The 26,996-nt window shown below is 66.0% G+C and carries 24 protein-coding genes; 8 read left to right on the forward strand and 16 right to left on the reverse strand.

Features of this window, described 5'->3' with window-relative positions; all coding sequences use genetic code 11:
* Positions 1 to 60: 60 nt before the first annotated feature.
* The 9 genes from Har1131_RS06155 to Har1131_RS06190 all read right to left on the reverse strand — a co-directional run bounded on the left by Har1131_RS06155 (position 61) and on the right by Har1131_RS06190 (position 9,601).
* Positions 61 to 417: a hypothetical protein gene (locus Har1131_RS06155; RefSeq protein WP_050036923.1), complete on the reverse strand. Its 357-nt coding sequence runs from the start codon at positions 415 to 417 to the stop codon at positions 61 to 63.
* A gap of 45 nt (positions 418 to 462) precedes the next feature.
* Entirely contained in the window at positions 463 to 2,607 is a 2,145-nt protein-coding gene (gene metG / locus Har1131_RS06160) for a methionine--tRNA ligase (RefSeq protein ID WP_151145501.1), read from the reverse strand.
* 71 nt (positions 2,608 to 2,678) lie between these two features.
* The gene (locus tag Har1131_RS22110) at positions 2,679 to 2,894 is read right to left on the reverse strand and encodes a hypothetical protein (RefSeq protein WP_394345218.1); all 216 of its coding nucleotides are present in this window, start codon (positions 2,892 to 2,894) and stop codon (positions 2,679 to 2,681) included.
* Between the two features lie 38 nt (positions 2,895 to 2,932).
* Positions 2,933 to 3,355, reverse strand: a complete 423-nt coding sequence (locus tag Har1131_RS22115) for a hypothetical protein (protein ID WP_225308085.1) — start codon at positions 3,353 to 3,355, stop codon at positions 2,933 to 2,935.
* Between the two features lie 46 nt (positions 3,356 to 3,401).
* Positions 3,402 to 3,986 carry a YqaA family protein gene (locus Har1131_RS06170; protein WP_050036920.1) on the reverse strand — a complete coding sequence of 195 codons (585 nt, stop codon included), beginning with the start codon at positions 3,984 to 3,986 and terminating at the stop codon, positions 3,402 to 3,404.
* A gap of 114 nt (positions 3,987 to 4,100) precedes the next feature.
* On the reverse strand, positions 4,101 to 5,153 hold the full coding sequence (mfnA, locus tag Har1131_RS06175) for a tyrosine decarboxylase MfnA (protein ID WP_050036919.1): 1,053 nt from the start codon (positions 5,151 to 5,153) through the stop codon (positions 4,101 to 4,103).
* 144 nt (positions 5,154 to 5,297) lie between these two features.
* Positions 5,298 to 6,200 carry a chemotaxis protein CheY gene (locus tag Har1131_RS06180; protein WP_050036918.1) on the reverse strand — a complete coding sequence of 301 codons (903 nt, stop codon included), beginning with the start codon at positions 6,198 to 6,200 and terminating at the stop codon, positions 5,298 to 5,300.
* Between the two features lie 58 nt (positions 6,201 to 6,258).
* Complete coding sequence (ppsA, locus tag Har1131_RS06185) at positions 6,259 to 8,568, reverse strand: phosphoenolpyruvate synthase (RefSeq protein ID WP_151145504.1); 2,310 nt, start codon at positions 8,566 to 8,568, stop codon at positions 6,259 to 6,261.
* Positions 8,569 to 8,689: 121 nt separating this feature from the next.
* Complete coding sequence (locus Har1131_RS06190) at positions 8,690 to 9,601, reverse strand: PhzF family phenazine biosynthesis protein (RefSeq protein ID WP_050036917.1); 912 nt, start codon at positions 9,599 to 9,601, stop codon at positions 8,690 to 8,692.
* A gap of 142 nt (positions 9,602 to 9,743) precedes the next feature.
* Between Har1131_RS06190 and Har1131_RS06195 the strand changes: the two genes are divergently transcribed.
* Both Har1131_RS06195 and Har1131_RS06200 read left to right on the forward strand, forming a co-directional pair.
* The gene (locus tag Har1131_RS06195) at positions 9,744 to 10,493 is read left to right on the forward strand and encodes a 4-phosphopantoate--beta-alanine ligase (RefSeq protein WP_151103671.1); all 750 of its coding nucleotides are present in this window, start codon (positions 9,744 to 9,746) and stop codon (positions 10,491 to 10,493) included.
* Positions 10,490 to 13,042, forward strand: a complete 2,553-nt coding sequence (locus Har1131_RS06200; RefSeq protein ID WP_151145507.1) for an AAA family ATPase — start codon at positions 10,490 to 10,492, stop codon at positions 13,040 to 13,042. The genes Har1131_RS06195 and Har1131_RS06200 overlap by 4 nt, the downstream gene beginning before the upstream one ends.
* A gap of 7 nt (positions 13,043 to 13,049) precedes the next feature.
* Here the strand turns inward: Har1131_RS06200 and hutH are convergent, their stop codons facing one another.
* The 4 genes from hutH to hutU are packed head-to-tail and all read right to left on the reverse strand — an operon-like array spanning position 13,050 to position 18,548.
* On the reverse strand, positions 13,050 to 14,624 hold the full coding sequence (gene hutH / locus Har1131_RS06205; protein WP_151145510.1) for a histidine ammonia-lyase: 1,575 nt from the start codon (positions 14,622 to 14,624) through the stop codon (positions 13,050 to 13,052).
* Positions 14,621 to 15,883 (reverse strand): imidazolonepropionase, encoded by a 1,263-nt coding sequence (gene hutI, locus Har1131_RS06210; RefSeq protein ID WP_151145514.1) that lies wholly within the window; start codon positions 15,881 to 15,883, stop codon positions 14,621 to 14,623. The genes hutH and hutI overlap by 4 nt, the downstream gene beginning before the upstream one ends.
* Positions 15,880 to 16,803, reverse strand: a complete 924-nt coding sequence (gene hutG, locus Har1131_RS06215) for a formimidoylglutamase (protein WP_050036912.1) — start codon at positions 16,801 to 16,803, stop codon at positions 15,880 to 15,882. Before hutG ends, hutI begins: the two co-directional genes overlap by 4 nt.
* Positions 16,800 to 18,548, reverse strand: coding sequence for a urocanate hydratase (gene hutU / locus Har1131_RS06220; protein ID WP_151145518.1), 1,749 nt, complete (start codon positions 18,546 to 18,548; stop codon positions 16,800 to 16,802). Before hutU ends, hutG begins: the two co-directional genes overlap by 4 nt.
* An 81-nt stretch (positions 18,549 to 18,629) precedes the next feature.
* On the opposite strand from hutU, the gene Har1131_RS06225 reads away from it, so the two are divergent.
* Positions 18,630 to 19,274, forward strand: coding sequence for a helix-turn-helix domain-containing protein (locus tag Har1131_RS06225; protein WP_050036910.1), 645 nt, complete (start codon positions 18,630 to 18,632; stop codon positions 19,272 to 19,274).
* Here the strand turns inward: Har1131_RS06225 and Har1131_RS06230 are convergent.
* Positions 19,269 to 20,690, reverse strand: a complete 1,422-nt coding sequence (locus tag Har1131_RS06230; protein ID WP_064288885.1) for a YjiH family protein — start codon at positions 20,688 to 20,690, stop codon at positions 19,269 to 19,271. The two genes, Har1131_RS06225 and Har1131_RS06230, sit on opposite strands and share 6 nt — an antisense overlap.
* 156 nt (positions 20,691 to 20,846) lie before the next feature.
* Between Har1131_RS06230 and Har1131_RS06235 the strand changes: the two genes are divergently transcribed.
* Positions 20,847 to 21,782: a sulfide-dependent adenosine diphosphate thiazole synthase gene (locus Har1131_RS06235; protein ID WP_008312519.1), complete on the forward strand. Its 936-nt coding sequence runs from the start codon at positions 20,847 to 20,849 to the stop codon at positions 21,780 to 21,782.
* Positions 21,783 to 21,914: 132 nt separating this feature from the next.
* On the opposite strand, the gene Har1131_RS06240 is transcribed toward Har1131_RS06235, so the two are convergent.
* On the reverse strand, positions 21,915 to 22,619 hold the full coding sequence (locus tag Har1131_RS06240; RefSeq protein ID WP_014041011.1) for a class I SAM-dependent methyltransferase: 705 nt from the start codon (positions 22,617 to 22,619) through the stop codon (positions 21,915 to 21,917).
* 210 nt (positions 22,620 to 22,829) lie between these two features.
* Between Har1131_RS06240 and Har1131_RS06245 the strand changes: the two genes are divergently transcribed.
* Together Har1131_RS06245 and Har1131_RS06250 are read left to right on the forward strand one after the other, a co-directional pair.
* A complete protein-coding gene (locus Har1131_RS06245; protein WP_044951969.1) occupies positions 22,830 to 23,318 on the forward strand; it encodes an HTH domain-containing protein in 489 nt (162 codons plus the stop codon).
* A 149-nt stretch (positions 23,319 to 23,467) separates the two neighbouring features.
* Positions 23,468 to 24,229, forward strand: a complete 762-nt coding sequence (locus Har1131_RS06250) for a DUF7001 family protein (protein WP_151103665.1) — start codon at positions 23,468 to 23,470, stop codon at positions 24,227 to 24,229.
* On the opposite strand, the gene Har1131_RS06255 is transcribed toward Har1131_RS06250, so the two are convergent.
* Positions 24,226 to 24,900 carry a helix-turn-helix domain-containing protein gene (locus tag Har1131_RS06255; protein WP_225308086.1) on the reverse strand — a complete coding sequence of 225 codons (675 nt, stop codon included), beginning with the start codon at positions 24,898 to 24,900 and terminating at the stop codon, positions 24,226 to 24,228. The genes Har1131_RS06250 and Har1131_RS06255 overlap by 4 nt on opposite strands.
* A gap of 89 nt (positions 24,901 to 24,989) precedes the next feature.
* Between Har1131_RS06255 and Har1131_RS06260 the strand changes: the two genes are divergently transcribed.
* Complete coding sequence (locus tag Har1131_RS06260; RefSeq protein ID WP_151145521.1) at positions 24,990 to 26,057, forward strand: ABC transporter ATP-binding protein; 1,068 nt, start codon at positions 24,990 to 24,992, stop codon at positions 26,055 to 26,057.
* Positions 26,054 to 26,926 (forward strand): ABC transporter permease, encoded by an 873-nt coding sequence (locus Har1131_RS06265; protein ID WP_014041006.1) that lies wholly within the window; start codon positions 26,054 to 26,056, stop codon positions 26,924 to 26,926. The genes Har1131_RS06260 and Har1131_RS06265 overlap by 4 nt, the downstream gene beginning before the upstream one ends.
* The last annotated feature ends 70 nt before the right edge of the window (positions 26,927 to 26,996 follow it).

The raw sequence follows: 26,996 nt of genomic DNA on the forward strand, positions 1-26,996 counted from the left end.
GTCGGAGCAGGATTAAGTGTCGGGGTAGAGAGCGCGACTCTGAAGGCACCGGTGCAGGTCTTACGCGTCGCTCGTCCGGACAAAGAACCCGTACAGTACAGCGGTTCCGAGCGCGACAGACAGGACCACGCCGCCGAGTATGGACGGCGCGTACATCTCCGCCCCGAGGAACATCCGTCCGAGGGCGAGAATCGCGATGCAGACCCCTAGCGCGACGAAGACAACGTTCTCAGGCTTCGGCGCATCGGGAGTCACTTCCAGGTCCGGGGCGAACGAGCCGGCGACCGCGCCCTCCTCCTCGTCGGCTGCGTCACCGTCGACCTGAATCACGTCGGCTTCCGTCGCCAGTTCGTACTCCTCGGTGAACGTGTCACCCGTAGCGGCCGCATCGTCTCGTGCGGCCCCGTCGTCATCCATGGTTCGCGGTACGTGCCGTGACTACAAAAGCGCTGGCGACTGGGCTTACTTGATGCGGGTCCCCAGCGGGGCGTCCGCGTGGGTCGTCAGCAGGTCGGCCTCGTCGCCAGCGGCTAGGACCATGCCGTTGGATTCGATGCCGAACAGTTCGGCTTTCTCCATGTTGGCAAGCAGAATGACCCGCGTTCCGGGGAGGTCCTCGGCGTCGTGGAGCTGTCGGAGGCCGGCGACGACCTGCCGGACCTCGTGACCGATGTCAACTTCCAGCCGCAGGAGCTTGTCCGCGCCCTCGACCGGCTCGGCGCTGCGGATCTCGCCGACGCGCATGTCGACGCCCTCGAAGTCCTCGAAGCTGATGCGGTCCTCGACGAGGGGCTGGAGGTCGGCGGTCTCTGCGTCGTCATCTCCTTCGTCTCCGGCGGCTTCGCCGTCATCGTCCTCGGACTCGTCGTCGCTGGCCGCCTCAACGCGCTCCTGTAGTTCCTCGTTGAGCGCCTCGATGTGGTCGTCCTCGACCTGTTCGAACAGTTCCGCGGGCTCGCCGAACTCGGCCGGCGGCGCTTCGAGCGCGCTGTCGAGGGTCACGTCGGCGACGGAGCCCTGCTCGCCGAGCTGGCCCCAGAGGCGCTCGGCCTTGCCTGGCAGAACGGGCTGCATGAGCACCGCGACAGCCTTCGTTAGCTGGACGCAGTCACGGATGACCTGCTCGGCGCGCTCGGGGTCGTCGTCGACGAGGTTCCAGGGCTCGTTGCGCTGGATGTACTCGTTGCCGTAGTTCGAGAGTTCGATGGCGATTTCGGCGAGTTCGCGCACGTCGTACTCCCGAACGGCGGCCTCGAAGTCCTCGATGGCCGACTCGATTCGGTCGCGCACGTCGTCGCTGACGGGCGCGTCGGGCGTCCCGTCGTAGTTGCGCTCGGCGAACAGCAGCGAGCGGTAGATGAAGTTGCCGACGTTGCCGACGAGTTCGCCGTTGACCCGCTCCTGGAAGCGGTCCCAGGAGAAGTCCACGTCCGTATCGATCTGAGCGCCGGTCGCGATGTAGTACCGGAACAGATCGGGATGGAAGCCGGCGTCGAGGTACTCGTCGGCCCAGACGGCGCGGTTGCGCGAGGTCGAGAGCGCCTTGCCGTCGATGCCGACGAACCCGGTCGCCAGAATCGACCGGGGCTCGTTGTAGCCCGTCCCGCGAAGCATCGCCGGCCAGAACACCGCGTGGTGCTGGATGATGTCGCGCCCGATGACGTGGATGATTTCGCCGTTGTCGTCGGACCACTCGTCGTCCCACTCGGTGCCGTGGTGCTCCTCGCCGTCGACCTTCCAGACCTGCTCCCAGTCGTACTCGTCGTCGCCGACGCGCTCGGCGTACTGCTTCGTCGAGGCCACGTATTCGATTGGTGCATCGACCCAGACGTACAGCACCAGTTCGTCGCCGCCATCGACGTCCTCCGGATAATCGACGCCCCAGTCCATGTCCCGCGTGATACAGAGGTCCTGCAGTTCGCCCTCGATCCACTCGCGGGGCTGGTTCTGGGCGTTGTCGGTGCCTTCCAGGCGGTCGAGGAAGCCCTGGAGGTACTCCTGGAAGTCTGCAAGCCGGAGGAACTTGTGTTCGCGGGTGCGGTACTCGGCGGGGTTGCCGGTCAGCGTCGACACCGGGTCCTCGATCTCGCCGGGCTCGAGGTGGCGCTGGCACCCCTCGTCGCACTCGTCGCCGCGGGCCTGTTCCCCGCAGTAGGGACAGGTCCCTTCGACGTAGCGGTCGGGGAGGGGCTGGTCCTCCTCGGTGTCCCAGGCGACCTCGATCTCCTTCTCGTGGACGTGGTCGTTTTCGACCCACGAGCGGACGAACTCCTGGGTGAGTTCGACGTTGGTCTCGTCGTCGGTGTGCCCGTAGTTGTCGAACTCGATGTTGAACTGCGGGAACGTCTCGGCGTAGGTCTCGTGGAAGTCAAGCGCGAACTCCCGCGGCTCGACACCCTCCTCGGCGGCGTTGACCGCTACCGGTGTACCGTGCATGTCCGACCCCGAAACGAACGCCGTCTGCTGGCCGATCCGTCGGAGGGAGCGCGACAGCGCGTCCCCGTCGACGTACGTCCGGAGGTGGCCGACGTGCAAGTCACCGTTCGCGTAGGGCAACCCACAGGTCACGACCGCCGGCTGGTCCGTCGGAAACTCGTCGTTGCTCATACCTGTTCGTGTGCCACCGACGGGTCAAAAGGGGGTTGGTTTCGGCGCCGCGCTGGACGGGCTGCTGTCCGTCAGTCCAGCAGTTCCAGACCGCCGAAGGCGACGAACCCGGTGATCACGAGGTCGACATCCTTGTGTTCCTCGTCGGAACGAGGGCGAGAGTCTTCCGCCGCGCCGAACAGCGGTAGCACGTCGAGGCGGACGTTCCACTCCCGCGGGACCCGTATCTCGGTCCCGCCGAAGATGGTCGTCGTGCTGACGTGGGCCGGCGCGTCGCTGCTCCTCACGTCCCGGAGGTCAAGTTCGATCCCGCCGAACAGCGCGGTCAGGTCCGCGCTCCGGAAGGCGTCGGCCGTGATGCGTCGCTCCGCGCCCCCGAAGAACGCGAATAGCAGGACGTGATCGCTCCGCTCGGATCGTCTTTCGCCCGGTACTGTCCGAGGAGGAGCGATAGTCCAAACAGGATGATTAACAGCGGCCAGAACTGCACCACGTCACGGGCGGCGAGCACGCCCAGCGTGACCAGTTGCCACGCGCCAGCGACGAGGATGACCAGCAGCGGACCCACGAGGTTCCGTAGCCCGCCGGACACTAGCGCGTAGATGCCGACGAGGACGAACAACGATGGGACGTAGACGAACAGCGCGCTGGCGTCGAACAGTCCGGTCGACCGTCCGAGCAGCGCCAGGCCGATCAACACGACGATTCCGCCGAGGAGGGTCTGGGCCGCCAAACGGCTTCGGGACATGCGTGCATTTACTCAAACAGATTACATAAATCTGTGTGCCGGCCGCTCACAGCAGCACGAGCGTGCCGCCTGCGAGTGCGAGTGTCACCACAAGCCGCCCGGCGCTGCCGAAGAACGTCGCCGCGCCGAACCGATAGTAGTCGCGTTCGAGGACGGTAAACGCGTAGATAGAGATCGTATCGGGGAAGAAGGGAACACAGAGCGCGAGCGCCAGACCGACGTAGCCGTACTTCTGTGCGAGCTGTACCGTCTTCTTCTCCGACCATTCGATGATATTGAACCGTGAGCGCTTGATCCAGCGCACGAGTGGGCCGTACTCCTTTGCCTCCTGACCGATGTGGAAGGCGACGAGACTGCCGAACGCCTTCCCGAGACCACTGACGAGGATAATCGCCACCAGATTCCCGTTCGTAGAGAGTCCAAGCCGAAGCGTTTCGGCCGGAACTAGTACAACTTCGCTCGGGAGTGGGAGAATGAACGCGATCAGAAACGAGTACACCGCGATGATACCCAGTCCGGTTGGACCGGTGGCCGTACAGACGGCCTCTTCCAGCGGCGACAGTGGAGTGCCGGCGGTCGTACAGTCACCGATGAAGGCAATGAACGCTGTGGTCGGTACTACCAGGTCCACGACCCTCTGTAGCAAACAGGCACTTCTAAACCTTCGTATGTCTTCTCGGGAGTAGTCAATACCAGTATGTTCGGGACCGAGGGCGGCGACGCAGTACCAGTCGAGGTCCGCGATTCAGTACCAGTCGAGGTCCGCCACGAACGACCGCAGCATCGACCGCGTAACGTGGGGCATACACACGACACGCATCTCGCCAGCCCCGGTCTTTGAGACCCGCCAGCCGCGGTCCCGGAGTTCGTCGGTCATCGGCATCGAGAGATCGGCCGCGACAAGCGGAAGCTCGGGGCCGACCACGTCGTGGCCCCGCGCCGACAGCTGGTCGGCCAGCCAGTCGGCGTTGGCCATCGACGTTTCGTACTGCTGCTCGTAGCCAGCCGGCCACAGCGACTCCATCGCCGCGACGGCGGAGGCCACGCCAGCGCCCGAGCGCGTGCCGGTCAGCGTGAGCTGGTCAGTCGACTCCAGATATGGCGTTTCGACGGCGAGTTGATCAAGCAGTGATCGGTCGCGCGCGAGTAGCCCGCCGGCGGGGACCGCCGCCTGCCCGACCTTGTGCGGGTCAATCGTCATCGTGTCGATGTTCGCGTGGCCGAAGTGCCAGTCGTGGTCGGTGAAGGAGAGGTAGAAACCGCCCCACGCGGCGTCAACGTGACAGAGTGCGTCGACCGTCTCGGCGAGGTCGGCGATGGCCGGAATCGGGTCGACGTAGCCGTATTCGGTCGAGCCGGCGACGCCGACGACACACACCGTGTCCTCGTCAACGAGTTCACCCATCGCTTCCATGTTGGCGCGGTAGTCCGTCGCTGGCGCGGTCCGCAGTTCCACACCGAGTACGTCAGCGGCCTTGGTAAAGGAGAAGTGTGCGTGGACGGGCGCAACTATGTTCGGGTCGTCCGTATCGGCGCGGTTACGGGCAATACGTATCGCCTGGAGGTTGGCCTCCGTGCCGCCCGAAGCAACGTAGCCCGCGGGGTTTGAGAGCCCGGTGATTTCGCCGAGACAATCGACGGCCTCACGTTCCAGATCGGCGATGGTCTCGTACGTACCGGGGTCCCCGGGGTTCGTCGCGAGGAAGCGTTCCGCCGCTTCGCGTGCCGACGGATGCGGCACCGTACACATCGACGAGAGGACGCGCTCGAAGTCCTGTGGCTCTGCCCGCTGGAGCATCTATCGCGAGTATAGAGGGGGAGCGGTTTAGCCGTTGTGCTCGGGCATGTCCGTTGTCTGCTGTTTATTCGCCCTGACGGCGAAACGGTGGCCAGAACGGGGCAGCCGTCCGTAGTTGGTCCTGTAGCGCTCGTCCCGACCGAATTACCAGTTCGACGGCCCGATCTTCTTCGTCGCCTTCGCTCGAAAGCCCGTGGGACCGATCAGCGACTCGAAGACGGTCTGGCGCTCGGTGTCGAGCGCGCCGCCGAAGGAGCCGACCCGCATCGTCCGGTACGTCTCGAACCCCTTGTCGTTGGAGTAGAAGTAGACGCTGCCGTGCAGCAGGCCGTGGATGAGTTCGTCCGAGCGCACGTCGCTCGCGGGCCGGTCGAGTTTGACGAAGGCCACGGTCCCCCAGTTGACGACCGCCTCCCGGAGCCCCATGAGGAACGCGATTTCGTGGTTCTGGGGCAGGCCGAACTCCGTCGCCCGTTCGAGGTCGGTCAGCGAGTCGATGACGATGAGCGTCTCCGCGGCGTCGCTCACCCGGTCGCTGATGTCGGCGAGCAGTTTCTCGAAGGTCTCCTCGTCGGGCTCCGACTCTGGTGGCTCCGCGTCGGGCTGTTCGATTTCGGCGTCGCTCCGTCGCGCATCGAACAGCGGCTCCGGAACCGGCAACAGCTCCATGAAACGCTGGGAGAAGTCCGCGACGGTCATGTTGTCCGTGAGCGTGTCGAACTGATAGCCGTCGAGCACGGCGTCAAGTTCGCTGTAGACGTGTTCGCGGTCGTGCGAGAGCGTGATGTAGGTCACCGAGTTGGGAATCGCCTCGCTGCGCCGGGCAACGCTGTTCGGGACCATCTCGGGCCGGTGTTTCGCGAGCATCAGCGTCGCGAGACTCGTGTAGGTGAACGCATCGCCGCCCGCGTCCGACGCCCCGGCCAGCAGGACCGTGCTCCCGGTCGGAATCCCGCGGACCTGTCCGTCCAGTCCGGGGATGCCGAAAGGGATGTAGGACACACCGGAACTGATACTCTTGGCTTCCGGTGTCGATTCGGGTGCCATACCGCAACGAAGCGAACGGTGCAAAAAAATCTGCTGGCTACGTCGGGCGGCCGCGGCCTCAGCGGACCGATTCCAGCAGCAGGCGCTGTTCGACGCGCTTGACCTCGTGTTGTACGTCGCGGACGGCGTCGATGTTCGGCGAGATAGAGGTGACTCCCTCGTCGACGAGGAAGTCGACCATCTGGGGCTTCGAGGCGGCCTGGCCACAGATGCTCGTGGCGACGTCGTGCTCGCGGCAGGTCCCGATGACCTGGCGCATGAGTTCGAGAACGGCCGGGTGAAGTTCGTCGAAGCGGTCGGCGACGTTGCCGTTGTTGCGGTCGACGGCCAGCGTGTACTGCGTGAGGTCGTTCGTCCCGAAGGAGACGAAGTCGATACCGGCCTCACAGATGTCTTCGATGGACAGCGCGCTCGCCGGCGTCTCGACCATGACGCCCCAGTCGCGCTTCTCGGGGTCGATGCCGACCTCCTGCATCAGCGCCTTCGCCCGCAGGATGTCCTCGGCGTCGGTCACCAGCGGGAGCATCAGTTCGACGTTGTCGTAGCCGAGGTCGTACAGGCGCTCGAACGCCCGGAGTTCGAGCTTGAACTCGCCGGGTCGGTCAAGCGAGCGCCGGATGCCCCGATAGCCGAGCATCGGGTTGTGCTCGCTCGGCTCGTCTTCGCCGCCCTGGAGCTGGCGGAACTCGTCGGATGGGGCATCGAGGGTCCGGACGCGGACCGGCCGCGGGTAGAACGCCTCGGCAACCGAGCGGACCCCCTCGACGATTTCGTCGACGTAGGCGCGCTCGCCGTGGTCCTCGACGTAGCGCGAGGGCGTCTTGTCCGTCGAGAGGATCATGTGCTCGATGCGCAGCAGGCCGACGCCGTCGGCACCGGTCGCAGCCGCTCGCTCCGCGGCCTCCGGAATGGAGACGTTGACCTTGACTTCCGTTCCGGTCATCGGCTTGACTGGCGAGTGTGCCTCGACCGGCCCGGCATCCTCTTCCTCGCCGGTCGTCTCGGGAACCTTGGCCCCTTTCTCGACTGTGCCCTTGTCGCCGTCGAGCGTGACCGTTTCGCCGTCCCGGAGTTTCTGTGTCGCGTCCTCGGCACCGACGACGGCTGGAACGCCGAGTTCACGGGAGACGATGGCTGCGTGGCTGGTCATCCCGCCCTCGTCGGTGATGATACCGTTGGCGCGTTTCATCGCCGGGACCATGTCCGGCGTGGTCATCTCGGCGACGATGATGTCGCCGTCCTCGACCTTGTCGAGGTTGTCGAGTTTGTCGACGATGCGGACGACGCCAGTGACCCGGCCCGGCGCGGAGCCGATTCCGGAGAGCCGGACCGACTCCGACTGGCTCTCCATCGCTCCGCCGTCGGCGACACTCGATTTTGCCCCCGGCGGTTGACTCTCGGCTTCGTTGGCCGAGCCGGCGCTCCCTTCAGGATCGTCGATAGTGGTGATCGGGCGGGACTGCAGCAGGTACACCTCCCCCTCGTAGACCGCCCACTCCACGTCCTGTGGTGTATCGTAATGGTCTTCGACGCGCTCACCGATTTCGATGAGCCGGTGAATCTCGTCCTCCGAGAGGACGCGCTCGTTGCGCTTCTCCTCGGGGACGGAGCGCTCGATTGTCTCGCCGTCTTCTCCCCGAACACACATCACCTTCTTGTCGGCGACGGTCACCTCGTCGATGGTGCCCGTCTCGCGGTCGACGATGTAGTTGTCGGGCGAAACCGCACCGGAGACGACCGCCTCGCCCAGTCCCCACGCGGCCTCGATGATGGCCGTCGGGCCACCGGTCGAGGGATGACTGGTGAACATGACGCCGGATTTCTCCGCGTCGACCATCTGCTGGACGACGACGGCGATGTCCACGGCGTCGTGTGCGAAGTCGTTCTCGTTGCGGTAGTAGATAGCCCGCTGTGTGAACAGCGAGGCCCAGCACTCCTTGACTCGCTGCAGGAGGTCCGCACGCGAGACGTTCAGGTACGTGTCCTGCTGGCCGGCGAAGGAGGCGTCCGGGAGGTCCTCGGCAGTTGCCGAAGACCGCACCGCAACGTCCTCGTCGCCCATCTCGTCGTATGCAGCCAGCAGGTCCTCGCGGACCGACGGTGGGGTGTCGGTTTCCAGGATCAACTCCTGAGCGCGTTCGGCTGCCTCGGCCAGCGCCTGCGAGTCGTCGCTGTCGACATCGACGGCCTCGAACAGCGGCTCGTCGATTCCAGTTGCTTCGATGAACGACCGATACGTGTCGGCGGTAACGACGAACGCCGACGGAACGGGCAGGCCCGCTCCGGTCAGTTCTCCGAGAGACGCCGCCTTGCCGCCGACCCGCGCCAGGTCGTCGGCACCGATTTCGTCGAGCCACAGTGTTGGCATGGACTCATTCGTACCATCTTCAACGACAATTAAGGATGTTCCGGTTGCAACCAGTGAGAGATCGCTCTTCACTCGATTTCGAGTGAATTAGGCGGTCAGGCTGCCGGTGCGGTGTGGACGGTCACGCTTCGATAATATCGTCGTCGTCAACAGCGGGGACAGTTACCGTGCCGTCCAATGCGGTCACGCCGCGACCGCCGACCCACACCTCGGTCCCGTCGGTATCGACTGACACCGTCCCGGGTCGGTCGCGGAAATGCCCGCCCTCGGCGATGATCTGTTCGACGGTGTCATCGAGCGCCCCGTAGCGGCGGACGAACGCCGCGCAGGCCCCCGATGCTGCCGCGCTTACCGGCTCTTCTGTCCGGCTCCCCGCGCGGAAGGCTCGCCCGTGGAACGTCGACCGGCGCGTTGCGTCGCCGCCAATGGTGTCGAAGGTGAACGGGTACACGCCGACTGCGTCCGCGCGGTCACAGAGCGAGGCGACGGCGGTCCCATCCACGGCGAGGGTGCTCAGATGCTCGAAGTAGTTGACCGGGACCATGAGCCACGACTCACTCGCGTCGGCTGTCACGAGCGGGAGGTCCGCGCCCACGTCCTTGAGCGTGGCCGCGTCGAGTCCGAGCGCGTCCGCGACATCGCTGTAGGGGATATCGACCTCGGTGATGTCGGCCCGGCCCTGCTCGACCCAGACCATGCCGTTCGGTTTGGTTTCGATGGCGATTTCGCCTCCAGCTGTGGCGACCGTTAATTCGGCGGCGTCGACTTCACCACGCTCGTAGAGCGCCGCGTACGCGGCGATTGTCGCCGTCTCTGCCTGCGCCAGTTCCTCGGTCGGCGAGAAACAGCGAAGTCGGCGGTCGGCGTCCGCCGCCGGCAGGACAAAGGCCGTCTCGGTGGCCCCCAGTTCGCTGGCGACGGCCTGCATCTGGTCGTCGGTCAGTCCGTCGGCTTCAGGGACGACGCCGGTCGGTGTGCCCGCCGTCGGCTCCGCGGCGAACGCGTCGACAAGCAACGCCTGTCGGGTATCCATGGCACGGAGTTGTGCTGACCCGCAGATAATCTTTTCCGGAGCTAGCCATCGTCGTCCGGTGATCGGTTCCGGTGAGACACGCAACAACGCCCGGGACGCGCCTGACGGACGACTTTAGTACAGGGAGCTATCACTGGAACGTATGAGTGAGGACGTCGACCTCCCTGAAAGCCACCCCCGCTACGAGTCGCTTCTGACCCGCCACCGTATCGAAGCGGGCGTCGACCGCGGTATCACCTCCCGGCAGGGCCTCATCGCACAGGGCCGCGGCGAAGCCTTCGACTACCTGCTGGGCGAGCGCACCATCGACAGCGCCGACGACGCCGAGCGTGCCGCCGCGGCACACCTTCTGTCCGCCGAGCACGCCGTCGTCTCGGTCAACGGCAACGCCGCCGCCCTCGTGCCCGGCGAACTCGTCGAACTGGCCGAGGTGACCCGCGCAGACCTCGAAGTGAACCTGTTCAACCGGACCGAGGAACGCATCGAGGCCATCGCCGACTACCTTCGCGAGCACGGGGCGACGGACGTGAAGGGGCTCACCGCCGACGGGCGCATTCCCGGCCTCGACCACGAGCGCGCGAAGGTCGACGCCGACGGCATCGGCGCAGCGGACGTGGTGCTGGTGCCGCTGGAGGACGGTGACCGCGCCGAGGCGCTCGGCGAGATGGGCAAGACGGAACTCGTCATCGACCTCAACCCTCGAAGCCGCTCGGCTGAGGTGGCAACAGTGCCCATCATCGACAACATCATTCGCGCGATACCGAACATTACCGAGCACGCCCGCGACCTCCGTGGCGACCCGGACGCCCAGCAGGATGCCATCGACACGTTCGACGCCGATAGCGCCCTGACTGCCGCCGAGCGGACGATTCGGGAGGGTGACCTCGAATGAGCCTGCCGCCGTACATCTACGCCGACCGTCGGGTCCCCGACGAGGACACTGTCAGAGAGACGCTCGACCAGCGGACGATGACCGCCTTCGGCGATACCGAACGACTCGAACGGCTCCACCGGGTGTTCTATCCAGTGTTCAAAGTCGACTACGAGTACGAGACCGGCGAGGGGAAGCTGTTCGGCACGACGACGCGATCCGAGACCGCGTTCCTCGACGGTCTCTGGGCGGACAACGACCGGGCCGTCTCGCAGTACGTCGAGGACACTGATTCGGTGGTCCGCCGGCCGACGGGCGACTACGACTTCGGCCGCGACGACCCCGCGCTTGGCCGCTCCGTCCTGCTGCAGTTCCAGGTCACCGACGACGACGCCCGGTCGCTACTACCCCAGCGTGTCGCCGAGTACCGCGAGCAGCGCCACGACTCCGCCTCGGGCGCGGCGAACGTGTTCCTCCGGAAGCTTCGCGAGTCCTACGGGCTCCCCGGGGATTTCGACCCCGACGGATTCGACGGCGTGACCGGCATCGAGCGCCTGTATCTCCCCTTCTGGCTCGCCGAGTACCACTCGCCCGACAGCTCGGACGTCAAGCTCGTCACGTTCCGGGACCCGGACGCCCCGACCGAGGACCTGCAGCGCCACGGCTGGCTCGCGGAATTCCTCAGCGCCGAACCCCGACGGCTGGCCGAGTACGGCTACGAGGTCAACCCGGACCGCCTCGAACGGAACATCCGGGAGCGGATCGACCAGTCCGACGAATCCGGCACGGCCGGGATGGGCGGCGATTCTGGCTCCGACAGCACCGACGGCCCGCCCTCGATAAACCGCGAACGACCCTCGGACGACGGGACGGTGGTCCAGCCCGACGGCGTCGATATGCAAGCCGACGGGCTGGTCGACCCAAACCCGTCCCGGAGCTTCGCCGATGTCGGTGGGATGTCCGAGCTACTTGAGACGCTCAACCACAAGGTCGTCCGGCCGTTGCAGGACCCCAGCGCCTTCGAAGAGTACGGCATCGGCGTCGTCAACGGCGTCCTGCTGCATGGCCCGCCCGGCTGTGGGAAGACACACGTCGCAGGCGCACTCGCGGGCGAGGTCGACCACGCCTTCATCGAGGTCACGCCCGCCGACGTGACCAGCAAGTACATGGGCGAACCCGCACAGAAAGTCGAGGAACTGTTCCAGATCGCCCGCGCGAACGCCCCCTGTATCCTCTTCATCGACGAAATCGACGGCATCGCCGGCGCACGCGACGGCGACAGCAACATGAACAGCAGCGAGCAGCAACTGGTCAACCAACTGCTCACCGAACTCGAAGGGATCGCCGACGAGGACGTGGTGGTGCTGGGCGCGACGAACCTCGTCGAGGACGTGGACGACGCGATCCGCCGCTCGGGCCGGTTCGACGAGCGCGTGGAGGTCCCGCCGCCGGACCCCGCGGCGCGAACGCAGATTCTGGAGATTCACCTCGCCGGCCGGCCGACAGCGGCCGACATCGACCTCGACCCCGTGGTCGAGGAGACGGCCGGCTTCGCGGCCAGCGACATCGAACTCCTTGCCGAGGACGCCGCCCGAAAGGCGTTGCGGGCCGACGCCCCGATTGGGACGGACCATCTGCTGCAGGCCGCCACAGAGACCGACACCAGCATCCCGGACTGGGTCGACCCCGAGATGGTCGCCGAGAACGGCGTCGTCCAGCCCGACGGCGTCGACCTGCAGGCCAGTTCGCTCGTCGAGACTGACGCCGGACGCGACTTCGCCGACGTGGGCGGGATGGGTGAACTGAAGGACCGACTTGAAGACACGGTCCTCGATCCGCTTGAGAACGCCGAGGAATACGAAACGTACGGCATCGACGTGCTTTCCGGCCTGCTGCTGTACGGTCCGCCCGGCTGCGGGAAGACCCACCTCGCCGGCGCGCTCGCTGGCGAACTCGACCACAGCTTCGTCGAGATCAGCCCCGCAGACGTGACTAGCAAGTGGATGGGCGAGCCGGCCCGCAACGTCGCCGAGGTGTTCGAGGTGGCCCGCGCGAACGCGCCCTGCGTGCTGTTCATCGACGAAATCGACGGCATCGCGGGCTCGCGGCGCGGGTCGATGAACACGAGCGAGCAGCAACTGGTCAACCAACTGCTCACCGAACTCGAAGGCGCGGCGGCCGACGACATCGTCGTGGTCGCCGCGACGAACTTCGTCGAGGACATCGACGCGGCGCTGCGGCGCTCGGGCCGCTTCGACGAGCGCGTGGAAGTCCCGCCACCGGACGCCGAGGCTCGCAAACAGATTCTGGAGATTCACCTGCAGGACCGGCCCGTCGCCGGTGACATCGACTGGGACGCCATCATTGAACCGACGGCTGGCTACGCCGCCAGCGACCTCGAACTCGTCGCCGAGGACGCGGCGCGGCACGCCCTGCGAGACGGCTCGGAGATAACACAGGAGCATCTCGAAATCGCCGTCCGGGAGACCCATTCGAGTATCGCCGACTGGGACGACCGGGAGCGCTATCAGGGGGCTGAAGGGACCGCGGACCTGGGGCTTGGGTCCTGAGGCCGGGTCACTCTAGCCCTTCGTCGAGCGCCGCAGCAACCCGCTCGATGAAGGCCGGCGACTCGACGAGCGCGCCCGCGGCCTCGATGTCCTCGTGGATGGGTCGGTCCGCCGTTAGCTTCGGGACCACTGCACGGACGGCGTCGTAGGCCTCGGCCGACCCGACGCCCAGTTCGAGGGCGTCGTCGACGAAGTCGGCGGCTTGCGCCCCACAGCACAGCTCGACGCCGAGAATCGCGGCGGCGTTTCGGGCTGCCTTTCGGGCCAGATAGGCCGACTGCGCGCTCATGCTGACGTGGTCCTCCTGATTGCCGCTGACGGGCGTGTTGTCCATCGAGGGCCGGCCGAAGGACCGACATTCGTTCAACAGTGCGGCAGCGGTGTACTGTGCGATCATGTAGCCCGACCGGACGCCGCTTCGCTCGGTGAGAAACGGCGGGAGGTGTGGCTCCTGCAGATTCGGATTGAGCATCCGGTCCGTCCGGCGCTCCGAGATGGCCGCGAGTTCGGTGAGCGCGTTCGTCAGATAGTCGAGGCGCATGGCGAGTACCGCGCCGTGGAAGTTCCCGCCGGACAGCACGCCCGCGCTGTCGGAGCCGGAGGCCCGGTCCCCCACCGCCTCACGGGGGAACACCAGCGGATTATCGGTCGCGCTGTTGAGTTCCACCTCGACGGCCTCCCGGAGGTGGGCGACGGCGTCGCGGACCGCGCCGTGGACCTGCGGCAGACAGCGCATCGCGTAGGCGTCCTGTACGCGGTCGCAGTTTCGGTGGGACTCGACCACGTCGGAGTCGGCCGTCAGCCGCCGGACGTTTCGCGCACTCGCGGCCTGGCCGGCGTGGGGCCGGACGTCGGTGATGGCTTCGTGGGACGGTACTGTCGAGGAGAGGGTCACCTCCGTCGTGAGCGCACCGGCGATGTCGGCGGCGGCGACCAGCCGTTCCGCGTCGGCGAGGAGGAGTGCGGCCACGCCGACGGTCAGTTGTGTCCCGTTGATGAGCGCCAACCCCTCCTTGGCCCGGAGCGTCACCGGTTCGAGGCCGACTGCGTCGAGCGCCTCGTCGCCGGGGAGTCGGTCCCCCTCGACCTCGGCTTCTCCTTCGCCGATGAGGACCAGCGACATGTGGGCGAGCGGCGCGAGGTCGCCGCTCGCGCCGAGGCTGCCCCGCGACGGGACGACCGGGTGGACACCAGCGTCGAGCATCGCCACCAGCAGATCGACGACGGACTCACGGATGCCTGAATACCCCTTCGCCAGCGTGTTCGCCCGTGTGACCATCATCGCCCGGACTTCCTCGGTCGTCAACTCCCGTCCGACCGCGGCGGCGTGGCTCCGCAGTAGGTTCCGCTGGAGGGCATCGAGATCCTCGCGTGGGATGCGCTCGTCGACGAGGTCGCCGAAACCGGTGGTGACGCCGTACACCGCCTCGCCGCTGTCCAGCACGCTCTCGACGCGCTCGCGGGACTCGCGGATTCGCTCGCGGGCGGTGTCGGCAACGGTGACGGTCGCGCCGTTCCGGGCGACGGCGACCACGTCGGCGGGCGTGAGCGACTCGCCGTCGAGGACAACTTCGGCGGTCATGGTTGCATATCCCGAGCGTATGACTCATGCGTTGGGGTGCTGACGACCGAGCCGTCTTTCAGGACGGTGTCGACGACGTTGGTCCCGTACTGGTAAGGAATGTGGACGTGACTCGGCGCGGCAAGGACGGCGACGTCACCGGGCGTACCCTCGCGGAGCGTCCCCAGCCCATCGGTCCTGTCCAGCGCGAGCGCGGCGTGTTTCGTTCCAGCGATTAGCGCTTCGGCCGGTGTCAGTCCCATCTCGACGCAGGCCAGCGACAGCGCAAAGCCCATGGTGTGGCTGTGGCAGTTCGGATTGAAATCCGTCGCTACCGCGACGGGCGCACCCCGGTCGCGGAACGCCGTCGCGTCCGCGTACGCTGCGCCGAGACCGAACGCCGTTCCGGGGAGCAACACCGGCGTTACGGCAGCGTCGACAAGCGCGTCAATGTCTTCGCCGGTCGCGTGCAGGAGGTGGTCGGCACTGGCCGCGCCCACGTCCGCCGCCAGCTGTGTCCCGCCGATGTGGGCCAGTTCTTCGGCGTGGACCTTCGGCGTCAGCCCGGCGGCTGCGCCTGCTTCGAGGACCCGTCGGGACTGCGCGACCGAGAAGACGCCCTCCTCACAGAACACGTCGCAGAACTCGGCGATGCCCTGCGATTCGACAGCCGGAAGCTGCTCGTCGACGACCGCCGCGGTGTAGTCGTCGGCGTCCCACCCCTCGGGAACAGCGTGTGCGCCCATGAACGTCGGGACCACGTCGACGGGATGGACGTCGTCGGCCCTGTCGATAACTCGGAGCATCCGTAGCTCCGTCTCCGTGTCGAGTCCGTAGCCGGACTTCACCTCGACTGTCGTCGTCCCGTGAGCGAGCATGGTGTCGAGATGGGCCAGCAGGTTCGACAGCAGCGTTTCCTCGTCGGCTTCCCTGACCGCTCGGACCGTTCTGAGGATGCCGCCGCCTTCGGCGAGGATGTCCTGATAGGACTTCCCGCGCAGTTTGGCGGCGAACTCGTCCGAGCGGTCGCCGGCGAACAGCGCGTGGGTGTGGGGGTCGACGAAGCCCGGAATGACGGCCTGACCGCTGGCATCGATAGCGTGGTTGGCGCTCTCCGGCGGGTATTCGGCAGTCACCTCCGCGGTCGGACCGACAGCGGCGACAGTGCCGTCCACGATGGCGACTGCGCCGTCCTCGTAGGTCTCCAGTCCGCGGCCGTCTGCCGCCGGGCCCGCGACGAGTTCGGCCGCGCCGTAGACCACGGCATCGGGGGCTGTCATCGGTCACCTCCCAGGCCACTGAGGAAGTGTGCGACGGCGCGGGCCCCGGCGCGGGCGGTCCGGTTCCCAGCGTCAAGCGGTGGCGCGCACTCGACCACCTCAAACCCGGCGACACGGTCGTCGGCCGCCACGCGGCCCAGCATCCGGAACAGGTCTCGCGTCGAGAGGCCGCCCGGTGTCGGTGCGCTCACGCCCGGTGCGGCCGCGGCACTGAGCACGTCGAGGTCCAGACTGACATAGACGGCGTCGACATCGCCGAGCGCGGCAAGCGCATCGTCCACCGCGCCGGCAGGGTCGCCAGCCACCGACTCCGGCGGCAGGACCGTCCCGCCCTGCTCGGCGAGGTAGTCGTGGTACGCTGTCGAGGTTTCGAAGTGGCGCGCGCCGACAACGGCCAGTGCGTCGAGGCCTGCATCGTGGAGCTGTCGGTACGGCGTCCCGCTCGTCGGCTCGTCCCGAACGGCGCGGCAATCGAGGTGGGCGTCGAAGCTGACTGCGCCGACCGTTTCGTGAGCCAACAGCGGCGCGGCGTTCGGGAACGTCAGTGAGTTGTCGCCACCGAGAAACACCGGCACTGCGCCCGTTGCGTGAATCTCGGCCGTCATCGAGCGGACAGCGCTCTGGACCCGTTCGACGCCGCCGGCCGGAATCTCGATGTCGCCGAGGTCGGCGACCGAGCGGACCGGTCCGCGTTCGATGTGATGCGTCTTCGTTCCGCCGAGTTCGCGTCGGAGAGCCGCCGGGCCGGCACGCGCGCCCGGCCGTCCGATGACGGCCCCGTCGTACGGCTCGCCCACCAGCACCACGTCGTACTCGGCAGCGGTCGCGAGCGTGGCCGTCTCGACGATGTCACCGAACTGCTCGTCGTTCGGGTCGCTGGACGGCCCGGTCCACGGCGACGGGTCTGTCAGGTCGGTCATCGGTCGCGGTTGCGGTCACGCATCGGGACCGCGACGTTGTTCTTGTCGGCCATCTCCTGTGCGATTTCGTAACCGGCGTCGGCGTGGCGAATGACGCCCATCCCGGGGTCGGTCGTGAACACACGGCGGGCCTTCTCGGCTGCGAGATCAGACCCGTCGAGGACGACGTGGTTGTTCGTGTGCAGGGAGTTGCCGATGCCGACACCGCCGCCGTCATGGACGCTGACGATGTCCGCGCCGGCGGCGCAGTTCAGCAGGGCGTTCAGAATCGGCCAGTCGGCGACGGCGTCAGTCCCGTCTTTCATCGCCTCGGTTTCGCGGTGTGGCGAGGCGACGCTCCCGGCATCTAGGTGGTCCCGCGTGACGACGATGGGTGCCGTAATCTCGCCGTCGGCGACGAGTTCGTTGATGCGGAGCGCGAGGCGGGCGCGCTCGGTCAGCCCATCCTCGGTCGCGTACCCCAGCCAGCACACTCGCGATGGCAGGCCCTGGAAAGACACCTGCTCCTGGGCGAGGTCGATCCAGCGATGGAGGTCGTCTTTCTCCGGGAACAGCTCCTTGACCGCGTCGTCTGTCCGGTGGATGTCCGCGGGGTCGCCCGAGAGCGCGGCCCAGCGGAACGGTCCTTTGCCCTCACAGAACAGCGGGCGGATGTATGCGGGAACGAACCCCGGGAAGTCGAATGCTGTGTCGAGGTCGCGCTGGTCCTCGACCTGCCCGCGGATGTTGTTGCCGTACTCGAAGGCGATGGCTCCCCTGTCCTGCAGTTCCAGAATGCCCTCGACGTGGCGCTTCATCGTATCGAGACTCTCCGCGACGTACGTCTCGGGGTCGCGCTCGCGGAGTCGGTCGGCTTCCTCGACAGTGTAGCCAGCGGGGTAGTACCCTTCGAGTTCGTCGTGAGCGCTCGTCTGGTCGGTCACTACATCGGGGACGAACCCCATGTCCAACATCTCCGCGAGCATGTCCGCGGCGTTCATGTGGACGCCGACGCTGTAGGGCTCACCGTTCGCCGCGGCCGTCTGTGCGCGTTCGATGGCCGTCGCGAGGTCGTCGGTTTTCTCCTGGCAGTACCCCGTTTCGATGCGCCGGTCGATACGGTCCTCATCGACTTCGGCCGCGATACAGACGCCGTGGTTCATCGTCACCGCGAGCGGTTGCGCACCGCTCATTCCGCCGAGGCCGCCGGTAACGACAATCTTCCCGCGGAGCCCGTCGTTGTCCGGGTAGTGTTCCCGGGCGAGCGCGGCCAGCGTCTCGTAGGTCCCCTGGATGATGCCCTGTGTGCCGATGTAGGCCCACGAGCCGGCAGTCATCTGGCCGTACATGATCTGTCCCTCTGCTTCGAGTTCGTGAAAGTGCTCCCAGGTGTCCCACTTGCCGACGAGGTTCGAGTTCGCGATGAGGACGCGCGGGGCTTTCTCGTGGGTCTCGAACCGACCGACCGGCTTGCCGCTCTGGACGAGGAGGGTTTCGGTGTCGCCGAGTTCACGGAGTTCGTCGACGATAGTATCGTAGGCGTCCCACGACCGGGCCGCACGCCCGGTCCCGCCGTACACGACTAGCTCCTCCGGTTTCTCGGCGACTTCGGGATCGAGGTTGTTGTTCAACATTCGGAGCGCGGCCTCCTGTCGCCACCCTTCACACTCGATGCCGGTGCCGGTGGGTGAACCCTGGTACTCGCGCCACTGTTCCGAGGGCGTCCCGACGTCGTGGTCGGTGTCTGGGGAAGACTGCTGTGCCATACCACACCATTAGTGGAGAACCGTGTTAGCAGATCGTCACCGTTCGGAACTGTTTTTATATATTCTTGTGCACCGCTAGCTATGTACGAAGTACTGTTCCGTGTCTACGGCGACGGGGCCTACGAGGCGGCAACCGACGGGACCGGCACCCGCATCGAGCTGTGGTGTAACGACCACAGCGACCTTCTGCACGTTAGCGGCGGAGACGTCGGGGACGTCATCGAACAGGTCCGCACCACCGTCGGTATCGGTGAGCGGCTGGAAAACGGCGACGAGCAGGTGCTGGTCACTGAGGAGTGTCTGAAAGCACAGCTCGACAACAACGTCGAACGCTTTCTGGCGAGTGAAGGCTGTCTGCTCGTCCCGCCGCTGAAATACGCCAGCGGTGGTAAGCTCGTCCGGGCACTCGGTCTCAGCCCCGACGCACTGGCCAGAGTGTACCAGTCCCTGGCAGGACAGTTCGACGTTACCGTCGAATCGAAACGTGAGATTACCTCCGTAACGCCGGACGCACCGCTTTTGACCGTCGATGCTATGCTCCCCGATCTGTCGCCGCGGCAGCGTGAGGTGTTCCTGACGGCCTACGAGCAGGGGTACTACGAACTGCCCCGCGAGACGACAACGGCGGCTATTGCGGAGCAGGTGGGCGTGGAGCGCCGAACCGCGGAGGACCACTTGCGGCGGGCGGAAAAGAAACTGGCTGAAGCGCTGGTCGAATACCTATAGGAGGCCCAGCGCAGCGAGAGCGTGAGTAATGCCGGCGATGAGCGGCACGAGAAGCACCGTCCGCATGATGAACAACGCTACGAGGTCCCGAAACCGGATGGGGACGTCACTGAACATGTCCATCATCATCGGGCCGACGCTGGAGAAGAAGATGAGTTGAGAGACGGCCAGCACGCCGACGAAGAACTTTGCCTTCGTCGCTGTCTCGCTCACGAGCAGGACGGGGACGTACATCTCGGTGATACCGACGATGGTCGCCGGCGCGACCACCTCTGCGTTCGGGATTCCGAGCGCAGCGATGACCGGCGTCAACGGGCGACCCAGAATGTCGAAGACTGGGGTGTGTGCCGAGAGCAGCGTCGCGGCGAGTCCAACAGCGAGGATGGTTCCCAGGATGAGACTGGTGAGCTTCAGGCCGTCGACGAAGCCTCGCTTGGCTGCCTGTGCGAACGTCTCGCCGTCCTTGGCCTTGCCGACGGCCTCGCTGACCGCCAGCCGGACGTAATCCGACGGCGTCCCGGAGAAGGCGAGTTCCGGGTCGGGTTCAGCGATGTACTCCTCGGGAATCCTGGAGATAGGCGGCACCCGGACCAGAATAACGCCGGTGACGACGACACAGAAGAAGTACGCCCCGAAGATGAGCGGGAACTTCGGGAGCATCCCGAGCGTGGCGGCGACGACGCCGACGAAGCCGATTGACACCGTCGAAAAGCACGTCGCGATGGTAAACACGTCGCGCTTGTGGTAGCCGCCGTCTTCGAAGACATTGCGGGTGACGTACAGGCCGACGCTGTAGGAGCCGACCCACGATGCGAGACTGTCCAGTGCGGCCCGCCCCGGGACCTTGAACAACGGTCGCATTATCGGCCTCGCAAGCGTTCCGACGAACTCCAGCCCGCCGAGTTCGACGAATATCGTGATGAAAATGGCCCCGATGGGGATGATGACGCCGACGCTGTACACCAGCGTCCCCCACATCAGCCCGCCGGTGCTGGGTGTGTGGAGCCACTCTGGACCGAGTTTGAAGAACATCACTGGCGCGACGAGCACGCCGGCGACTCGGAGCGCCCAGAAGACTCCCGAGGTTTCGAAGGATGACAGGTCGTACCCCGCGACCTCGCCGTCACTGGCCATCGCGAGCGTCGTCAGTATCCCGCCGGCGAGGATGATCGCCAGTGAGTAGACGCCGATGACGTTCGGGAACGCCCCGGTTATGTTGCTGACGACGATGTCGAACGGGACTGTTACCTCGCCCTGGTACGGGACCGGCAGAAGAAAGAACACCCCGCCGATGAGAAACGCGATCAGGAACTTCAGCACCGGCCGCGTTTCGTATTCGTGCAGGTCGATATCGTCGATGTCTCTTGCCGCCGGTTCAGTGTCGACCGTGTACGTGTTGCCTGTTTCGGTAGACATTAGCACACAATACTCTCATTTGATAGTTAGTCCTGAAACCACCGTGTGGAACCATTTTTATTACTGCCTTCCACGCCAGCGGCCGTGCGCGAGATTCAGCAAACAGACGAGGCCATCAGAACGACTATGTACCACCAAAGAATATCACTAGGTGGTATGAGCGATTCAGATTCATTCGAACAGTTCAGCGACGTCGGCGAAGCAGAGGTCACACGCGCAATCGGGCAGGAGTGGACCGAGGAGTTCATGGACTTCTCGGACTCCGACGTCATCATCGTCGGCGGCGGCCCATCGGGGCTGATGGCCGCAAAGGAACTCGCCGAGCGCGGCGTGCAAGTGATGGTCGTCGAGAAGAACAACTACCTCGGCGGCGGCTTCTGGCTCGGCGGCTTCCTGATGAACAAGGTTACCGTTCGGGACCCGGCCCAGCAGGTGCTGGACGAACTCGACGTCGACCACAAGCAGTCCAAGGACAGCGAGGGGCTCTACGTCGCCAACGGGCCTGAGGCCTGTTCCGGCCTCATCAAGGCCGCCTGCGACGCCGGCGCGAAGATGCAGAACATGACGGAGTTCACCGACATCGTCATCCGCGAGGACCACCGCGTCGGCGGCATCGTCATGAACTGGACACCTGTCCACGCACTGCCCCGCGAAATCACCTGCGTCGACCCAATCGCCGTCGAGGCCGACCTCGTCATCGACGCGACGGGCCACGACGCGATGGCCGTCAAGAAACTCGACGAGCGCGGTGTCCTGAACGCGCCGGGCCTCGAAGACGAAGCCAGCGGCATGGACCAGACCGACGACGACACCTACGGCGCGCCCGGCCACGACTCGCCCGGCCACGACTCCATGTGGGTCGGCGAGAGCGAGGACGCCGTCGTCGAACACACCGGCCTCGCCCACGACGGCCTCGTCGTCACCGGTATGGCCACCGCGACCACCTACGGCCTCCCGCGCATGGGGCCGACGTTCGGTGCCATGCTCGTCTCCGGCAAGCGCGCCGCGCAGGTCGCGCTGGACGAGCTGGAAGTCGACGCCGAACCGGTCGATGTCACGAGCCGCGACGCCGCATCCCCTGCTGACGACTAACGCCCTCCCTTCTCTGTAGGTCGTTCCTGTGGCGCGATGCAGTTCTCAGGGTTTTCCTGCGACTGACGCTGTAAGCGAGTGGGCTGGGAGGCAGCGACAGGCCAGCACGAAGCCGACGCTGTCTGTGACCGGTCATACCCACTGGGCGGGGTCTGTCACCACCAGCGCCTCGGTCGCGCCGGGCTGGAACTCGTAGGGAACCGACTCGAAGCGGGTCGTGAGGCCCGCGTCTTCGACTCGGTTGCGGACAGGGTCGACGAACGCCGAGCGACTGCCATCTAGGGAGTGCAGCGGAAACACCCGGACCTCGGTGCGGGCGACGCGGGCCAGTTCCAGCATCGCGTCAGCGTGAAACTGCTCGTCCAGACGGTCATCGTAGAGAAAGAGGAGATTCGCCGACAGCACAATATCGAACGCGTCCGACTCGAAAGGGAGCTCGGGCAGGCCAGCCTGGACGTACCGGCCGGGATGTCGCGCGTAGTCTGCCAGAAACCGCTCGGCGGCCGCCCTGAGATACCGGCCCCGTGTCGCCGGGTTGCCGTACTCGCTCCAGACGAAGGCCTCGCGTTGTGCCTGCAGTTGGGCCACCGTCTGTTCGACGGCGTCATGACAGATTGTTTGTAGGTCAGTGACCGTCCGGCCGTACATCGGATCGACTGCGACCACGCTGTTGGCCAGCGTGCTCGCGACAGCGGTGAACGACCCCGGCCCGCCCGGACAGTCCAGCACCGAGTGGCCCCCGAGCGACGACGGGTCCAGCCCGAACAGCCGACAGTACTCCGCAAACGTTCGGCCGAGGAACCGGAACTCCTCTTGTACTTCAAATGCGTCTGCCATTATGGACACTTCTATACACTAATGTATAAAAACACCCATGGTACCGATACCGTCCCATAGCTACTGGTTTGAAATCTGTCCACTTATATAGATAATAAGGGACCAAATGTGCGGTTATATTTGCATTATTTGTGCTATAGCGGCGCTAATATCGCACAAATACCAACAATTATGGTAGCATGGAAACATCATGTTAGTAATTATCAACCAATGTCTGAAAAGATGCAGCGGACCACCGACCAGAGCGCCGAGGAGTCAGCCACCCGGGCGTTTACCGTCCAGCTCTGGAGCAGGCGGCCGGTCTGTGGGCCGCGAACAACGGCTATTGACCGATTTACCGAACTCAACGCGGCCGGGGTCATCGACGAGTTCACCGTACAGACCTGGCCCGAGGAGGTTCCGATGGCACAGGAGCAGGGCCACGGTGACGTGCTGGCCACCGTCGACCGGTACGAACAGTGGGCCGAGGAACACGGACTGAGTCTCCGACCGCCGTTCGAAACGCGAACGTCTTCGTTGCTGGTCGGCGGGAGTACAGAGGTGCTCCGACTGCCGATGCTTGTCGCCGCCGCCTACGCTGACGATGACCTCGTCGGGGTGTACCCATGTACCGACGACGGAACGACGTGGTCGGTCATGGACCTCATCGACGCCCTCACCGAAGAGAGTCCAGAACTCCCCCACGAAACAGGATCGTAGCTCACTCCAGCGACGGGCAGTCTGTCGCTGAAGTGGGCGACGCCGACACCGGTGAACTCGAATCGGGCGCCGCCCTCACCACCCGGTATCAAATCCGCCGGGCCCACGAGACGTAAACGGTATTACTCGGCGATACCACCGGCCAATATATGGAGTCTGTCACACTGTATCGCGCGCCGACCACTGTCGCCGATGCTGACGCTATCGCCGACTGGCTGGACGCCCGTGTCGATGCGACTGTCTCTGTCCGCGACCGGTTTCTCGCCAGCCACGGCGATTCGGCCCTGGCGGAGTCGTTCGCCGAGGCGCGCGTGCTCTCGCCCTATGACCGCGAGACCGGCAACACGATGCTGGGTATCGTTCGCTACGAGGAGCGCGCCCTCGACTCGCCCGAGCGGGCCGGCGGCGTCATCTACGACGGCCTGGCGGTCCAGCGCGCCCTCGGCGACCGACTGCCCGACGCCGAGCGCTCGCTCGACCACCTCCACGTCCCGCTGCTGGACCGCGTCGTTGGCACCTGGGGCGACCACGACGGCCGCTGGCACAAGCGCGTAAACGTCCTCGGGCAGTCCGCGGTCGTCTCGGTGCCGGGACTCTACGAGGCCCCCGCAAAGCCCGAACAGTACTACAAGGAACAGCAGAAACACGCCCTGTTCGGGGGCGGCGCACCGCCCCGAGAAGTGCTGGAAAACGAAGTCGAGGGCGAGTTCCTCGTCGAGGACGACCCGCGGACGACCGAGGCTATCAAGGGGTACGTTCTGCAGGCGTACCACTACCTCGACACGGGCGAGGCGTTCTGTGACGAGGAGACCTGCCGGCTCCACAATCCTCACCGCCAGCCCGGCGTCGTCACCGCGCAGCTACGTGAACCCGAGTTCTGTCCCCGCCACGCCGGGCGCTATCGGCGCTAGACCGTCGGACCGAAGTCGTCCATGACGGCGCGGACGAGTTTCGCCTCGGCGCGCTGGAGGTGGTCGCTGACCGTCGCGGGGGCACACCCCAGCTCGGCGGCCACGTCCTCGTGGGTCGCACCGCGAGGCCGGTCGTAATATCCCAGAGCGAGGGCCGTCCTCACGGCCTCGCGCTGACGCTCACTGAGTTTGGACGACGGTCGCGCCAGTCCGTCGCTGACGGCGCTGATGCTGTCCACCCGTACGTCGATGGGTTCGGGAGCCTCGTCGAGGGCATCCTGCAGCGGCCCCGCTTCGCCGACCACGCGGCAGGAGACCGTGCCGTCGCGATAGATGAGCGGCTTGAGGACGACGATACCGAGCCGAGTGCTGGCGTCGTGTATCGCGTCGAACATCGGCATCGACAGCGGCCGATTCTCGACGAGTGCGTACGTCCGTCGCCGCTTAGTCTCCGAGAGCAACACCGACTCGACGCCGGGCGTCGACGGCGCGCGGTCGAGGAACCGGGTCGCGTCGCCGTCGATGGCGAACAGCACGGTATCACACCCTTCGGGGGTGCGGTTCCAGTCGACGATGCGCGACTCCTCGATTTCGGGGTCGTTCGCCAGCAGGTCGAAGAACTCCGGCGCGTAGTCGGGCGGTATGCGAGCGGTGACCCGGAGGTGTTTCATGTCCGATGTGTGCCGGAACCGCCACATAAACCCACCTCTCATACGTCACAGAACGCTCTCGGTACCGGCGAGCGACCACTCTGACGGCGATGACGAAACCGAAACAGCGACGTGTCGCGAACGACCCCGACCGGCCGGCTGCCGCTTCGACGGCGGCGATACGCGTCGACAGCCTGCGCGTCACCTACGCGGACGGAACGACGGCCGTCCGGGACGTGTCGCTCACCGTCCCTCGTGGCGAGTTCTTCGGGTTCCTCGGGCCGAACGGTGCTGGCAAGACGACCGCGGTAAAGGTGTTGGCGACGCTGCTGGAACCGACCGAGGGCGAAGTCGTCGTCAACGGTCACGACGCGACCGCGGCGCAGACGGCGGTCAGGGAGACCATCGGATACATGGCACAGGACGTGAGTGTCGACGCGGAACTGACCGCGCGGGAGAACGTCGCGTTCGCCTGCGAGGCCTACGGCGTCCCGCGTGGTCGGCGAGCAGAGCGAATCGAGGAACTGCTCGAACTCGCGGACCTCGGTGACGTCGCCGACACGCCCGCCAAACGGTTCTCCGGCGGGATGAAGAAGCGACTCGACGCCGTGACGGCCCTCGTCCACGACCCGGACCTCGTCTTCCTCGACGAACCGACGACGGGGATGGACCCGAAGGCACGAAACCGCCTGTGGGACCACTTCCGCCGACTCAACGAGACGGGGACCACGATATTCCTCACGACCCAGTATCTCGAAGAAGCCGACGCGCTCTGTGACCGCGTCGCCGTCCTCCGGGACGGCCGCATCGCCGCGACGGGGTCGCCCGCCGAACTGAAGCGCCGCGTCGGCGGTCAGATCCTCGAAGTCGACGTGGACGGCGGCCGTGAGACCGCCGAAACGGCGGCCGACGTGGCCCGCGAGGGAACGCGCTTCGGTCCGGACGCGACGGTCGAAACCGTCGACGACACGGTTCGGGTGACGACGACGGACGCCGCCGAGCGCGGCACGGACTACCTGCTTGCGCTCCGCGAGGCGGGCGTTGCCGTGACCGGGTTCGACGTGGACGAACCGACGCTCGACGACGTTTTCTTCGCCATCGCGGACGGGCGAACCGACGGCTTCACCGCTGGGGACGACGGCGAAACCGGGCCGGGGCCGTCCGGAGGGACACGATGAGTTCCGCGGGCGTCGACGCCGGTCCGTCGCGGTCGGCCGGAAACTCCCTCGTCGGAGACATCTGGGTCAATTTCAAGCGGTGGACCCGGAAGGCGATTCGGAATCCGACCGTCGTCTTTCTCGAACTCTTCATGGCGGTGTTCTCCCTGCTGATGTTCACGGCCGTCTTCGGCGACGTCGGCACTCTCGCTCTCGAACGGGCCGGATTCGAGGGCGTCGGCTACCTCCCCTTCGTCCTCCCCGCGGCCGTCGTCCAGGTGTCGATGTCGTCGTCGCTCTCCTCCGGCCTCGGACTGGTCGAGGACCTCCAGACGGGGATGTTCGAGAAGGTGACCGTCTCGCCGATGCGCTGGACCGCCGTCTTCGCCGGCAAGGCCGCCGCCGAACTGTTCCGCCTCGTCTGTTACGTGTTCGTCATCTTCGGCCTCGGGCTGGCGATGGGCGCCACCGTCGAGACCGGACTCGTGGGGCTGTTCGGCATCGTCCTCGTCTGTGTCCTCTTCGCGCTCTGGTACATGGCGCTCTCGAACGCCGTCGCGGTGGCGACCCGGGACGAGGAGACGCTCGACGCGGTCGGGAACCTCCTGCTGTTCCCGCTACTGTTCCTCTCCTCGGCGTTTCTCCCCGCGTCCTCGCTGCCAGAGTCGGTGCAGGTGGTCGCCACGGTCAATCCGGTCACCTATGGCGTCGACGCGATTCGAGCGCTGGTCCTCGGTCGGGACGTGCTGACAGTCGTCGAGGTGACGGCGTTCGGCGGCGTCTACGACACCCTCGTGCCGGCGCTCGCGGTTCTCTGTGCGCTCGATGTCGTCTTCGGTGCCGTCTCCGTCTGGCTCATGGGCCGTGCGACGGGGTCCGAGGTGGCGTGACCGGGCCGCCCTGCCCCCTCTCCGCCCGCCGAATCCGCTGGAAGCGTTTCGGCCCTCCCGGTGCCCGCCG

Source organism: Haloarcula sp. CBA1131 (genome assembly GCF_008728975.1).
Lineage (GTDB): Archaea > Halobacteriota > Halobacteria > Halobacteriales > Haloarculaceae > Haloarcula > Haloarcula hispanica.

Coding starts and splice junctions, on each gene's coding strand:
- Har1131_RS06155 (WP_050036923.1), bottom strand. CDS start 417: ATGGATGACGACGGGGCCGCACGAGACGATGCGGCCGCTACGGGTGAC.
- metG (WP_151145501.1), bottom strand. CDS start 2,607: ATGAGCAACGACGAGTTTCCGACGGACCAGCCGGCGGTCGTGACCTGT.
- Har1131_RS22115 (WP_225308085.1), bottom strand. CDS start 3,355: ATGTCCCGAAGCCGTTTGGCGGCCCAGACCCTCCTCGGCGGAATCGTC.
- mfnA (WP_050036919.1), bottom strand. CDS start 5,153: ATGCTCCAGCGGGCAGAGCCACAGGACTTCGAGCGCGTCCTCTCGTCG.
- Har1131_RS06180 (WP_050036918.1), bottom strand. CDS start 6,200: ATGGCACCCGAATCGACACCGGAAGCCAAGAGTATCAGTTCCGGTGTG.
- ppsA (WP_151145504.1), bottom strand. CDS start 8,568: ATGCCAACACTGTGGCTCGACGAAATCGGTGCCGACGACCTGGCGCGG.
- Har1131_RS06190 (WP_050036917.1), bottom strand. CDS start 9,601: ATGGATACCCGACAGGCGTTGCTTGTCGACGCGTTCGCCGCGGAGCCG.
- Har1131_RS06195 (WP_151103671.1), top strand. CDS start 9,744: ATGAGTGAGGACGTCGACCTCCCTGAAAGCCACCCCCGCTACGAGTCG.
- Har1131_RS06200 (WP_151145507.1), top strand. CDS start 10,490: ATGAGCCTGCCGCCGTACATCTACGCCGACCGTCGGGTCCCCGACGAG.
- hutH (WP_151145510.1), bottom strand. CDS start 14,624: ATGACCGCCGAAGTTGTCCTCGACGGCGAGTCGCTCACGCCCGCCGAC.
- hutI (WP_151145514.1), bottom strand. CDS start 15,883: ATGACAGCCCCCGATGCCGTGGTCTACGGCGCGGCCGAACTCGTCGCG.
- hutG (WP_050036912.1), bottom strand. CDS start 16,803: ATGACCGACCTGACAGACCCGTCGCCGTGGACCGGGCCGTCCAGCGAC.
- hutU (WP_151145518.1), bottom strand. CDS start 18,548: ATGGCACAGCAGTCTTCCCCAGACACCGACCACGACGTCGGGACGCCC.
- Har1131_RS06225 (WP_050036910.1), top strand. CDS start 18,630: ATGTACGAAGTACTGTTCCGTGTCTACGGCGACGGGGCCTACGAGGCG.
- Har1131_RS06230 (WP_064288885.1), bottom strand. CDS start 20,690: ATGTCTACCGAAACAGGCAACACGTACACGGTCGACACTGAACCGGCG.
- Har1131_RS06235 (WP_008312519.1), top strand. CDS start 20,847: ATGAGCGATTCAGATTCATTCGAACAGTTCAGCGACGTCGGCGAAGCA.
- Har1131_RS06240 (WP_014041011.1), bottom strand. CDS start 22,619: ATGGCAGACGCATTTGAAGTACAAGAGGAGTTCCGGTTCCTCGGCCGA.
- Har1131_RS06245 (WP_044951969.1), top strand. CDS start 22,830: ATGTCTGAAAAGATGCAGCGGACCACCGACCAGAGCGCCGAGGAGTCA.
- Har1131_RS06250 (WP_151103665.1), top strand. CDS start 23,468: ATGGAGTCTGTCACACTGTATCGCGCGCCGACCACTGTCGCCGATGCT.
- Har1131_RS06255 (WP_225308086.1), bottom strand. CDS start 24,900: ATGAAACACCTCCGGGTCACCGCTCGCATACCGCCCGACTACGCGCCG.
- Har1131_RS06260 (WP_151145521.1), top strand. CDS start 24,990: ATGACGAAACCGAAACAGCGACGTGTCGCGAACGACCCCGACCGGCCG.
- Har1131_RS06265 (WP_014041006.1), top strand. CDS start 26,054: ATGAGTTCCGCGGGCGTCGACGCCGGTCCGTCGCGGTCGGCCGGAAAC.